This is a genomic window from Arhodomonas aquaeolei DSM 8974, from assembly GCF_000374645.1.
Lineage (GTDB): Bacteria > Pseudomonadota > Gammaproteobacteria > Nitrococcales > Nitrococcaceae > Arhodomonas > Arhodomonas aquaeolei.
In genome coordinates, this window is sequence record NZ_KB894820.1 from 34,551 (window position 1) to 46,648 (window position 12,098).

At 68.6% G+C, this 12,098-nt stretch carries 11 protein-coding genes; 6 read left to right on the forward strand and 5 right to left on the reverse strand.

Features of this window, described 5'->3' with window-relative positions; all coding sequences use genetic code 11:
• Nucleotides 1–152 precede the first annotated feature (152 nt).
• Together C516_RS0116065 and C516_RS0116070 are read right to left on the reverse strand one after the other, a co-directional pair.
• Nucleotides 153–1,610 (reverse strand): catalase, encoded by a 1,458-nt coding sequence (locus C516_RS0116065; protein ID WP_018719441.1) that lies wholly within the window; start codon nt 1,608–1,610, stop codon nt 153–155.
• Nucleotides 1,611–1,700: 90 nt separating this feature from the next.
• Nucleotides 1,701–2,459 (reverse strand): hypothetical protein, encoded by a 759-nt coding sequence (locus C516_RS0116070; protein WP_018719442.1) that lies wholly within the window; start codon nt 2,457–2,459, stop codon nt 1,701–1,703.
• A 299-nt stretch (nt 2,460–2,758) separates the two neighbouring features.
• On the opposite strand from C516_RS0116070, the gene C516_RS0116075 reads away from it, so the two are divergent.
• Complete coding sequence (locus C516_RS0116075; protein ID WP_018719443.1) at nt 2,759–4,027, forward strand: uracil-xanthine permease family protein; 1,269 nt, start codon at nt 2,759–2,761, stop codon at nt 4,025–4,027.
• Between the two features lie 45 nt (nt 4,028–4,072).
• Nucleotides 4,073–4,924 (forward strand): sterol desaturase family protein, encoded by an 852-nt coding sequence (locus tag C516_RS0116080; protein ID WP_018719444.1) that lies wholly within the window; start codon nt 4,073–4,075, stop codon nt 4,922–4,924.
• Between the two features lie 10 nt (nt 4,925–4,934).
• Here the strand turns inward: C516_RS0116080 and C516_RS0116085 are convergent, their stop codons facing one another.
• Nucleotides 4,935–5,645 carry a hypothetical protein gene (locus C516_RS0116085; RefSeq protein WP_018719445.1) on the reverse strand — a complete coding sequence of 237 codons (711 nt, stop codon included), beginning with the start codon at nt 5,643–5,645 and terminating at the stop codon, nt 4,935–4,937.
• Nucleotides 5,646–5,872: 227 nt separating this feature from the next.
• On the opposite strand from C516_RS0116085, the gene C516_RS0116090 reads away from it, so the two are divergent.
• Entirely contained in the window at nt 5,873–6,055 is a 183-nt protein-coding gene (locus tag C516_RS0116090) for a hypothetical protein (RefSeq protein ID WP_018719446.1), read from the forward strand.
• 4 nt (nt 6,056–6,059) lie between these two features.
• Here the strand turns inward: C516_RS0116090 and def are convergent, their stop codons facing one another.
• Nucleotides 6,060–6,563 carry a peptide deformylase gene (gene def / locus C516_RS0116095; RefSeq protein WP_018719447.1) on the reverse strand — a complete coding sequence of 168 codons (504 nt, stop codon included), beginning with the start codon at nt 6,561–6,563 and terminating at the stop codon, nt 6,060–6,062.
• 293 nt (nt 6,564–6,856) lie between these two features.
• Here def and C516_RS19840 point away from each other — a divergent pair, with 293 nt between their 5' ends.
• The 3 genes from C516_RS19840 (at nt 6,857) to C516_RS20640 (ending at nt 10,651) form a co-directional block, all read left to right on the forward strand.
• Nucleotides 6,857–7,525 (forward strand): OmpA family protein, encoded by a 669-nt coding sequence (locus tag C516_RS19840; protein WP_018719448.1) that lies wholly within the window; start codon nt 6,857–6,859, stop codon nt 7,523–7,525.
• Nucleotides 7,526–7,771: 246 nt separating this feature from the next.
• Nucleotides 7,772–8,161: a preQ(1) synthase gene (queF, locus tag C516_RS0116105; RefSeq protein WP_018719449.1), complete on the forward strand. Its 390-nt coding sequence runs from the start codon at nt 7,772–7,774 to the stop codon at nt 8,159–8,161.
• 30 nt (nt 8,162–8,191) lie between these two features.
• On the forward strand, nt 8,192–10,651 hold the full coding sequence (locus tag C516_RS20640; protein WP_018719450.1) for a putative bifunctional diguanylate cyclase/phosphodiesterase: 2,460 nt from the start codon (nt 8,192–8,194) through the stop codon (nt 10,649–10,651).
• Nucleotides 10,652–10,768: 117 nt separating this feature from the next.
• Here the strand turns inward: C516_RS20640 and C516_RS21435 are convergent.
• On the reverse strand, nt 10,769–12,098 hold a 1,330-nt coding region (locus C516_RS21435; protein ID WP_018719451.1), incomplete at its 5' end, for a T6SS phospholipase effector Tle1-like catalytic domain-containing protein.

Here is a 12,098-nt window from a genome sequence, read left to right on the forward strand (position 1 = left end):
CGGGGACGTCGGCTGCCTTCGAGCAGCCGACCTACGGCAGGGGTCCCGGGCGGCGCCGCGCCGTGTAGGTTGGCTGCTCCCGGCAGCCAACATCCTGCCCTGTGGCACCGGGGACGGCGCGGGGCCGCCCCCGACAGGGGATCACCGGATCGCTAGGCGACCACGGCGTCGACGTCCAGCCCCAGGCCCTCGGCGATGCGCCGGGCGAGCTCCGGGTCCGCACGGTGGAAGTGCGGGAGCTGGCGCCGCTGTATCTCCACCGGCACCACGCCGATGTGGCCGACGATGTTGCTCACCAGGCGGTCCTTCTCATCCGCGCTCATCAGCCGGTAGAGCTCCCCCGCCTGGGTGTAGTCGTCATTGCCCTCGCGGTGGTCGTAGCGCCCCGCGTCACCGGAGATGCGCAGCGGCGGCTCGGCCACGGACGGGTCCTCCTGCGGGCCCCCGAAGCTGTTGGGCTCGTAGTTCGGCGCCGCACCGTAGTTGCCGTCCGTGCGCATGTAGCCGTCCCGGTGGTAGGTATGCGCCTCCACCCTGGGCCGGTTCACCGGGATGTGGGCGTAGTTCACCCCGAGCCGGTAGCGGTGGGCGTCCGCGTAGGACATCAGCCGCGCCTGGAGCATCCTGTCCGGCGAGGCGCCGATCCCCGGCACCAGGTTCGACGGCTCGAACGCCGCCTGCTCGACCTCGGCGAAGTAATTGTCCGGGTTGCGGTTGAGCTCCAGCTCGCCCACCTCGATCAACGGGTAGTCGGCGTGGGGCCAGACCTTGGTGAGGTCGAAGGGGTTGAGCTGGTACGACTCGGCATCCGCCTCCGGCATGATCTGCACGTAGACGGTCCACTTCGGGTAGTCGCCGTCCTCGATCGCCGCGAACAGGTCCTGGGTGTGGTAGTCCGGCGTCTCGCCGGCGATCGTCGCACCCTGGGCCTCGGTGAGGCAGCGGATGCCCTGCCGGGTCTTGATGTGGAACTTCACCCAGAAACGCTCGCCGCGCTCGTTCCAGAAGCTGAACGTGTGCGAGCCGTAGCCGTTCATATTGCGGAACGACGCCGGCAGCCCACGGTCGCCGAGCAGCCAGACCACCTGGTGAAGCGACTCCGGCGAGAGGCTCCAGAAATCCCACTGCATGGTGTTGTCGCGCATGCCGGTGCGGGGGTGGCGCTTCTGCGAGTGGATGAAGTCCTGGAACTTCAGCGGATCGCGGATGAAGAACACCGGCGTGTTGTTGCCGACCAGGTCCCAGTTGCCCTCGTCGGTGTAGAACTTCACCGCGAAGCCGCGCGGGTCGCGCACGGAGTCCGCCGAGCCCTTCTCGCCGGCGACGGTGGAGAAGCGCACGAACACCGGCGTCTCCTTGCCCACCGTCGAGAACACGCTCGCGCGGGAGTAGTCGGTGATGTCCGCGGTGACGCGGAAGGTGCCATAGGCGCCGGCCCCCTTGGCGTGGACCACGCGCTCGGGGATACGCTCGCGGTTGAAGTGCGCCATGCGCTCGAGGAGGTGGTAGTCCTCCATCAGCACCGGGCCGCGCGGTCCCGCGGTCTTGGAGTTCTGGTTATCCGCCACGGGGGCGCCCGCGGCGTTGGTGAGGCGGTTTCTGTCCGTCATCGCTGTATCTCCCTGTGCGTGCGATTCGGATAGAACGCTACGCGTCACCCGCGCCCGGGTGAAATTGAAAGGGAGCATCATGACGATAGGCTATTCATTACCTCCCGCCGTGACGGTGGAAACCGGCAGCTGCAGGGTCTGGCGCTCGCCGTCGACGACCACCGACAGCCGCAGCCGCTCCACGGACTGCGCCTCCTTCGCCCCGGGGAAGAACATGAAGCCGTAGGCCAGCTCGCCGGGCTGGATCACGCGGTCCCGCATGGAGCGTTCGGCAAGATCCCGGCGGATGTCCTTGCCGACGTTGGCGTAGCCGCTCACACCACCACCGAGCGCACCCGCGGCAGCGCCCACGGCGGCCCCCTTGCCGGCGGTGTTGACCACGTCGTCACCGCTGACCACCCCGATGGCCGCGCCGGCAATGGCGCCGGCAAGCGCCGTGAGCAGCGAGCTGCGGGCACCGCTGCGGATAGCCTCGCCCTGCTCGACCCGGGTGCGCACCCGCTCCAGCGCCTGATCGGCGCTGAGAACGGGCCAGGCGTTGCCCTCACGGTCGATCAGCAGCATCTTGTCATCGTCGATACGCACCTCGCCCGTGGTGGTGTTATCCACGACGAACTGCACCGGCAGCAGCCCGGCGCCCCGGATGTCGAAACCGAAGGCCTCCTCCGCCGTGTCCGGATCGAGGTAGGCCCGCGCCAGCAGCGTCGCGCCGTTGACCGTGACCGAATCCGCCTGGGACGCCGGCATGGGGATCGGCGCCACCCGCTGCTCGCCGTAGCTCGCGCAGCCCGCGAGCAACGCGGTGAGCATCACCGCGACCACCACCGGGATCCAACGCCTGTTGCGCATCGTGCTCACCTGTCCAGTCCTCCTGTCGGAACGTACCGTTGCCGCGCGGCGCGTCTTCCCGACGGTACCGCCACCGGCCATTATCCCGTAAACCCCGCCGATACCCGGCCATGCCCGCGGCGGGCCCGCCGAACGGCGCTGTTGCGCCGCCGAGCGCGGCCGGGCAGACTTGCTCCCCCGGGGCAGATGACCTCGGGGCCCGCCCGATCGCGTCAGCGCTCTCCATCATATCCAGCGTGTGCGGCCTGCACCGCCGCACCCGCCGTGCGTCCGCCATCTCCAGGGGAGTTAGACCACCCATGCAGGACAACGAAACACAACAAAGCGAATCGCAGGGCCTGGCGCGTCAGGCCCTCGCCGGCTCGCAGATGCTGCTCGTCGCCTTCGGGGCACTGGTGCTGGTACCGCTGATCACCGGCCTCGATCCCAATGTCGCACTGTTCACCGCCGGCGCCGGCACCCTGCTCTTCCAGGTTGTGACCCGCAGACAGGTGCCTGTGTTCCTTGCCTCTTCGTTCGCGTTCATCGCGCCCATCATCGCGGCCAAGCAGCGCTTCGGCCTGCCCGAGACCATGGGCGCGCTGATGGCCGCCGGCCTGCTCTACGTGGTGCTCGCCGGCGCCGTGCGTGCCCGCGGCACGGGCTTTATCGACCGGCTGCTGCCGCCCGTGGTGATCGCCCCGGTGATCATGGTCATCGGGCTGAGCCTCGCGCCGACGGCGGTGAACATGGCCATGGGCAAGAGCGGCGACGGCGCCCAGCAGCTCATTCCGTATGCAGACGCCATCGTGATATCGCTGGTCTCGCTGGCGGTGACGGTGACCGTGGCGGTGCTCGCGCGGGGCCTGTTCCGGCTGATCCCGATCATCTTCGGCGTGATCGCCGGCTACCTGCTGAGCTTCGCCTACGGTGTTGTGGACACCGGCGCCATCGCCGAGGCCCCCTGGCTCAGCATGCCCGCATTCACCGCACCCGCATTCGACTGGCGGGCGATCCTGTTCATGATCCCGGTGGCGATCGCCCCGGCCATCGAGCACGTGGGCGACATCCTCGCCATCTCCTCGGTCACGGGCCGGGATTACCTCAAGCGCCCCGGCCTGCACCGCACCCTCCTCGGCGACGGGCTGGCCACCTCGATGGCCGCCGGCCTCGGGGGGCCGCCCAACACGACCTACTCCGAGGTCACCGGCGCGGTGATGCTCACGCGCAACTACGACCCCCGGGTGATGACCTGGGCAGCGGGCCTGGCGGTGGTGCTGGCGTTCATCGGCAAGTTCGGCGCGGTACTGCAGAGCATCCCGGTGCCGGTGATGGGCGGCATCCTGTGCCTGCTGTTCGGCTCCATCGCCGTAGTCGGCGTCAACACCCTGGTCCGTCATCAGGTGGATCTCTCCATCGCCCGCAACCTGGCGGTGATGGCGGTGACCCTGGTCTTCGGTATCGGTGGGCTGACTGTCGGCCACGGCCAGTACAGCCTGGAGGGCATCGCGCTGTGCAGCGTGGTCGCGGTGGGCATGCACCTGCTGCTGCCGGGCGCCGAGCACTGGGGCCGCGGCCGCGGGGAGTGACGGCCGGCGCCGCCGGAACCCGGTCCCGGCGGCGTTGTCCACCGGATGATGAGCGAATTCGACGCCTTCCTGCTCGGCCACGAGCCCTGGGTACGGCTGTCGGCGTTCGCGGGCGTGCTCGCGGCGATGGCGGTCTGGGAGACGCTTGTTCCGCGCCGCCGCCGCGCTATCCCCCGTGCCCGGCGCTGGCCGGGCAACCTGGGCATCGTGGTGATCGACACCCTGGTCCTGCGGGTCGCCTTCCCCACCGCGGCGGTCGGGCTCGCCCTGCTCGCCGAAGCGCAGGGCTGGGGGCTGCTCAACACCGTCACGCTGCCGCACTGGGGCGCGGTGATCCTCGCCGTGCTGGCCCTGGATCTCGCGATTTACCTCCAGCACGTGCTCTTCCACGCCGTCCCGGCGCTATGGCGCCTGCACCGGGTTCATCACGCGGACCTGGAATTCGACGTCACCACCGCGCTGCGCTTCCACCCCGTCGAGATACTGCTGTCCATGGGGCTGAAGATGGCGGCGGTGGCCGCGATCGGCGCACCGCCGGTGGCGGTGCTGGTCTTCGAGGTGCTGCTCAACGCCTGCGCGATGTTCAATCACGGCAACGTACGGCTGAACGGGGCGGTGGACCGCCGGCTGCAGCGGGTACTGGTCACGCCGGACATGCACCGGGTCCATCACTCGGTGATCCGCAACGAGACCAACAGCAACTTCGGCTTCTGCCTGTCCTGGTGGGACCGGCTCCTGGGCACTTACCGGCCGCAACCGGCAGCGGGGCACGAGGGCATGGTCATCGGCCTGGAACAGTTCCGCGATCCCCGTGAGCTGCGCCTGGACCGGCTGCTGCTACAGCCGCTGCGCGGCCCGACCGGGCCCTACCCGGTCAACCGCGACGGCGAGGCCTGAGGCCGGCGCATCACTCCACCGCGCAGAGGCGGCCGAGATCGACGTAGCCGGCGGCCTGCATGTCTGCAAGACGCCCGGCGAGTGGGCTGTCGGCAAGCCATTCCCGGGCACGGCGGACGAAGGTCACCTCCTCGTCGATGCGCATCTCCTCGAAGAACACCGATACCAGATAGGCGAAGGCGACGAGCTCGCGGACCCGCGCCGTCTCGCCGCTGGCCTCGCCGAACCCCTCGAACAGCGAGCGGATCTCGCTCAGGCGCACGTCCGGCTCCGGCTCGAGCTGGTCGCAGATCAGGAACCACAGCCCGATGATGAGCTGGCACCGCGCCGGCTGGCTGTCGGGTCGTATGCGCAGGGCGGTACGCACGGCCGCCACTGCCTCCCGGCGGTAGCCGTCACGACGGAAATCCAGCGCCACGCTGCGCAGCAGCGCATCGACGTTGTCGAACCGCCGCACCTCCGCCAGAGCGACCAGCAGTGACGAATGCACGGCGGCCCAGTCACGCCCGGACTCCTCCGGCCCCTCCCCGAAGGCGAGCGACAGGCCGCGCAGCAGGTCGGTGGTATCGTGCTCGACGGGCTCGCCCGGCACCCCCTCGTCGGCGCGGTCGCTCCAGATCGGCAACATGCACGCGGTCTCGACCCCGGCCAGACGCGCCAGGGCGCTATCGAGGGTGACCTGGGACCACGCGAGTCGGGGATGTCTGCTGCCGGATGCCATACCGATGTCCACTACCACTACACTGCGCAAAGCGCGCCAGTATAGATCACGCGACCCCGGTATCCACCACCCCTTTCCGACGGAAAACCGGCAATGCGACCCCATCGGCGGATCTGTGCTGCCGGGGAAAGGGGATTATGCCCGAAGATGTCTATGTGACTGAGATGCGGGGCGTTATCCTGCTCATTAACATTTGACGCACCGCATCATTCAGGAGACCAAAGACCATGTCCGCCAATGAGCTTACCGTCCTCAATCTCAACCCCACCGAGCTCGAGCGGATTACGCGCGACGCCCGTTCGCTGCGTGCGCAGACCATGCGCGCCGGCAGTGCACGGCTGTGGCGCAGCCTTCTTCCCGGACTGACGATGCGTCGCCCCCACCCCTGGCTGACGGTGCACGTGGCCTGAGGTTTCAGGAGTCCGTCTCCCGGGCGCGTTCACGCTCGTAGCGTTTGATCAGCCGCCTGCGCCGCACCGGCGTCAGGTGGTCGATGTAGAGGCGGCCATCGATGTGGTCGCATTCGTGCTGGACACAGGCCGCCTCCAGCCCTTCCGCCTCGAATTCATACCACTCGCCGTGCACGTCCTGTGCACGCACATGCACACGGTCGACCCGGGACTTCGTGCGCTCGCGCACCCCCGGCACCGACAGGCACCCCTCGTCCAGCGGCATGGGCTCGCCCAGCTTCTCGTAGGTGGGATTGGCGAGTACCCGCGCAGGGTTGTCCTCGACCTGCATGACCGCCAGGCGCAGATGGATCCCGATCTGGACCGCCGCGAGGCCTATGCCCTCCTCGGCATGCATGGTCTCGAACATGTCGTCGACGAGCGACGCGAGCTCGGCGTCGAAACGTTCCACCGGGCGCGAAACCTGGCGAAGACGCGGGTCGGGATGGGTCACGATGGGATGCGGCATGGTCCTGGCTTTCCTCCCGAGGGGTGTCACTAATGGCCGACGGCCGGTCGTGGATACGATAGCCATTTACGGCTCGGGAATGAAAACCCGCGTTTATCTTCTACGATTACGCAGACATGCAGCGCCGCACATGGCGACATGTCGACGCGTGCGCACGGTTGAAATACGTGAAATCGCGCACACTCTTGCTGTCGGGACGGTAGTACTGAAAGACTGGAGCTGCAGGGGTTCCCGCAGGGACCGGCTAGCAAACGGCAAATACATCCCCACGACGGGAGACAGGAGAAGAAGCAATGATGCGTTTCGATATGAAGAACACCCTTCTGCCCATCGGCCTGGGGCTGGTGCTGACGCTGGGAGCGGCCGGCCTCGCCAGTGCCGACAACAGCATGATGGACAAGGAGGGCGCCTACTGGTCGAACCCGCAGGACACGGTCTGGAAGAACGCGGACGGTGAGTGCTGGTACGACCCGAACCAGTCGAAGATGCAGAAGCGCGAGGAATGCGGCGACGTCATCGAGACCGCGGAGCCGGAGCCCGAGCCGGAGCCGAAGATGGTTGAGCGCACCGAGCGCGTCACCATCGATGCGCGTACGCTGTTCGGCTTCGACAAGGCCACCCTCACCGACGAGGGCCGTGCCCGCCTCGACCAGATGGCCCAGCGCATCGACCGTGACTGGGAGGTCAGCAGCATCCGTGTCCTCGGTCACACCGACCGCATCGGCCCGGAGGCCTACAACCAGAAGCTCTCCGAGCGTCGTGCCCAGGCAGTGGCGGACTACCTCATGAGCAAGCCCACCATGGCCGGCTACGACATGCAGGTCGTCGGCATGGGCGAGGGTGATCCGGTCGTGCAGTGCGAGAACACCGGCGGCCGCAACGAGCTCATCAACTGCCTGCAGCCCAACCGGCGCGTGGAGGTCGAGGTCACCGGCATGAAGACGGTGACCGAACAGAAGTAAGCGCCGGCGCTTCCGAGTCAGGGTCGCTGCGGCGACCCGTCCCGACGCCCCGCCCTCTCCGGCGGGGCGTTCTCGTTTCCGGGTCTCCCCCCGCATTGTTCAGCCCCCCCCCTTTGACCCTCACCGACATCACGTGCTGGCATCGGCGCAGCGGGCACGCAGGCGCCGCGGGTGGTATGCTCGCCCCACGCCAAGACGCCGTCGGGCAACCCGCGCAGAAGGGCCCTTCACACCGAGGAAACGTCAATGCCGAGTCAGCCGAGCCGCGACCTGGAGACCTTCGACAACCCGGCCCCGGAGAGGGACTACACCATCCGGATGACCATCCCGGAATTCACCTGCCTGTGCCCGATGACCGGCCAGCCCGATTTCGCCACGCTGTACCTGGACTACGTCCCGGACGCACGCTGCGTGGAGCTCAAGTCGCTGAAACTCTATGTCTGGTCATTCCGCGACGAGGGCGCGTTTCACGAGGCCGTGAGCAACCGGATACTGGAAGACCTCGTCGCCCGGCTGGCACCGCGTTTCATGCGCGTGCGCATGGCCTTCGCCACCCGCGGAGGTATCGACACCACGGTGGTCTGCGAGCACGCCGCCGAGGGCTGGCGGCCACCGACACCGGTCACCCTTCCCTAGGCCCTCCACGGACGCCGAGGGGGAGAGCGCATGACCGGAGCGCGGTGGGACATCGACAGCACACCGGAGGCCGGCACGTCGGCATACGGCCGGCGCACGCACACCCGCCCGCGCCTTCCCGCCTGGCTGCTGCCGGTGGTGGTTGCCGTCTTCGGGCTGACCGTGAGCCTGTTGGTGACCTATGCCGCGTACCACCATGAGCGCGGGCGCGCGGACACGGCCTTCCGCATCGCCGCGCGTGAACACGTCACCGCCATCACCCAGACCTGGCGCCAGCAGTTCGCGAGCGTTCGCGAGATCGCCGATCTGTTCCAGGTCAAACAGGTCGTCACCCGCAAGGATTTCTCCCGCCTCGCCCGCTCCATCCTCGCCCGCCACCCCACCATCGAGGCCCTGGAATGGGTACCGCGCATCACGCACCTGGGCAGAGAGATTTTCATCGCACGGGTCCGTGCCGAATTCCCCGGCTTCACCATCCGGGACTTGAGCGCCACCGGCGAGCTGGTGCGCGCGCCGAGGCGCGAGGAGTACTACCCCATCCTCTACGTGGAGCCGTTCACCGAGAACCGGCGCGCACTCGGATTCGACCCGTCGGATAACGAGGCACGCAGCAACGCCATACGCGCCGCCATCGACCGTGCCGAACTCTCCGCAAGCGCGAGCACCTCCCTGGTCCAGGATTCGGGCAACGAACCGGCGATCCTCGTGTTCGTGCCGGTATTCCAGCACAATGGCAACATCCATACCCGCGGCACACGGGGATTGGCGGAGGGTGTCTTCAAGGTGCACGCGCTGGTCACCGACGCCCTCGCGGTGCTTCGCTCCCAGGGCCTGAGGATCACGGTAAGCGACGTTACCGGGCGCGACAGCCGCGAGACACTGCACACCCGGACGTTCGAGGACGATCCCCCGGCCTGGTACCAGTGGTCCGGCGGGCAGCATCTGGCACACGTCTGGAGCACCGGCGGCCGGACCTACAGCGCAGCCGTGGCGGCTACCGGCGCCCGCTTTGCCTACGACCTCCGCGGACCCGCCGTGGCGCTCGGCCTGTCGCTGGGACTCACGGCGCTCGCCACCTGGCTGGTCGGTCAGATGACCCGCCGGGAACGGGCGGTACGGGAACTCGCCGACCAGCGCGCGACCCAGCTCGATCACCTGAGCCGTCACGACGCACTCACCGGGCTGCTCAACCGCGCCGGTTTCCAGCAGGAGATCGAGCTGGCGCTCTCCCGGGTCCGCGAGGAACCCACACGCCAGACCAGTCTCTGCCTGGTGGACCTCGACCAGTTCAAGCTCATCAACGACGTCTGCGGCCACGAGGCTGGCGACGCCCTGATGCGCCGCCTCGCCCGCCGCCTCTCGGAACTGATCGATACCGGCGACTGCGTCGCCCGCCTGGGGGGCGACGAGTTCGGGATCCTGCTCCACAGGCACGGCGCCGAACAGGCGCGCGAAGCCGCGGCGCGTTATCTCCACACAGTGGAGACCACGCGCTTCAGCTGGGGGGAGCGGCTGTTCCCGGTAACAGCGAGCGCGGGGATCGTCGAGATCAACGCGGGCACGGAGTCCACGGCATCGGCCATGAGCAAGGCGGATGCGGCCTGCTACATCGCCAAGGATCATGGCCGCAACCGCATCCACGTCTTCCGCGAGGACGATCACCTCAGCGATCGCTACCGCACCGAGATGACCTGGGTGAGCGCCATCCGCGAGGCACTGGACGAGAACCGCCTGAGCCTTTACTGCCAGCCGATCCTCCCGTGCCGGCAGGGCGGTGGTAAAGGCGAGTCCCGCCGGCGCCGTCTGGAGCTGCTGCTGCGCATGCGTGACCGTGACGGCGAAATCATCGTCCCGGGGACCTTCCTGCCCGCTGCGGAACGCTACGGACTGATGCCGAGCATCGACCGCTGGGTGGTGGGCAACCTCATCCGCACGATCCGCCCCCATGACCGCAAGGACACCCTCTGGTTCGTCAACCTGTCGGGGCAGACGCTGGGCGACCTGACGTTCTGCGACTTCATCCTGCACACGCTCCACCACCACGACATGGCACCGGAGTCGCTGTGCTTCGAGATCACGGAGACCGCAGTAATCTCCAACCACGCCACCGCACGCACCTTCATCCAGCGCCTGCGCAGCGTCGGCTGCCGCTTCGCGCTGGATGACTTCGGCAGCGGCATGGCGTCGTTCAGCTACCTCAAGGAACTGGAGGTGGATTTCCTCAAGATCGACGGCGGCTTCGTGCGCGGCATGCCCAACGACCGCCTGGACCGCGCCGTCACCGGCGCCATCCAGCGCCTCGCCCGGGAACTCGGGATCTCCACCATCGCGGAATTCGTGGAAGACGAGCGTATCTTCCGCGAGGTACGCGAACTCGGCATCGATTACGCCCAGGGATATCTCTTCGGCCGCCCCACCCCCATCGAGCGCTACCTGCACCGGCCGCGGGGTCCCAACCTGACCATCATCCACGGCCACCGGCCGAGCTGATCCCGCGTACCCTACCCTGCGCCGGTCACGGACTCTTCGTTCCGGGATCCCCGCCCCTCCTCACCGCGAACCGGAGCCGCGGCAAGCAATTGCACGCCGGCGGGGCCCGGTCCCGCGCTACGCAGTCTCCGCGTCGGCAAACCCGGACAAGGGGGATCGCGCCGTCAGCAGCCTGTCATCGGCGCCGGCGTAGATGCGGCGCGAGCGCAGGTAGCCGGCGCCGAGCCAGGACGGCTCGCGGGCGTCGACGGGCATGCCGGGGGGGATCCGCCCGGTGCGCTCGTAGTAGGCGGCGTAGCCCCGCTCCTCGTCGCTGAGCGAGATGCCAAGGCGCCGGGCATTGAGGGCAAAGCGCTCGTCGCCGTCGAGCAGCTGCTTGTACCGCACCAAGTCCTTGAGGTGGCCGATCACCTCTGTGCGATCGTCGGCGAGAAAGCCGGCGATGGCGTCGTGGACGTAGTGATCCATGAGCGTGGCCACCGCGGCCGGCGGGCGGGCGAGCGTGTCGAAGAAGCCGTCGATGCGCCGCCAGTCCCCGTCCAGCGACGGGTCGATGCCGTTGGGGAAGCGGTCGAGGATCAGCACGGGCAGGGGCGTGGCCAGGCAGGCGAGGCTGCTGAAATCGGGCATCGTCATGAGCGTTTGCAGGAACGTGGTGCGGCCGCGCTCGGCCGGCGGTTTCTGCGGGGCGGCGTCCGGGGTGGTGAAGCAGCGCCGGTGTAAGCCGCGCCATCGCCGGAAGCTCGCCAGCTCCTCGCCGAAGGCGGCCCAGGCGCTCGCGAGACGGTTGCGGGAGAGCGTCGAGGCACGCTGATAGCTCGTGAGCGCGGTGATCCCGCCGTGGCGGTGCAGGTGCACCCGCCACTCGATGGCCCGGCGCCAGTGCTCGCGCACGATCGCCGCCGTGCCGCCGCTGCGGGTCTCGAAGACGTCCAGGTAGGCGTTGAAGTCGGCGATGGTGCGGGGGGTGATCTTGTAGCCGTCCTGCACGTCGGGCTCGGCGTGCTCGAGCTTCAGCGGCACGCCGGCGAGCCGCGCCTGGCGGTACATCTCCGCCAGGGGCAGGCGCGAGAGCATATCGGCGCCCAGCTCCTCGGTGCCCTTGCCCTGGTCCCCCGGGCGGTAGCCGCCCCCGATGTCGGAGTGCACGCCGGGGTAGACGAGCTCCTTGCCGTTGGCGGGCAGCTCATCGCCCACGTGGATGGAATCCAGCGGGAAGGAACGCCGGTTCTCGTGGGCGGCGACCAGGTGCAGGCAGCGCCCGGCCTCGCGCGGCACGCGCAGCGCGCGCTGGGCGTCGGCCCAGCCGCCGTGGCCGTCGGCGATCACGCTCAGGTTCGCCAGCCCCACCGAGGCCACCGTGTCGAACAGCCCGAGGAAGTCGTGGCTGAGCGGGAAGCCGGCCAGCGTCATCGGCTCCGGGCGCCCCAGCAGCTGGGCGTCGAGC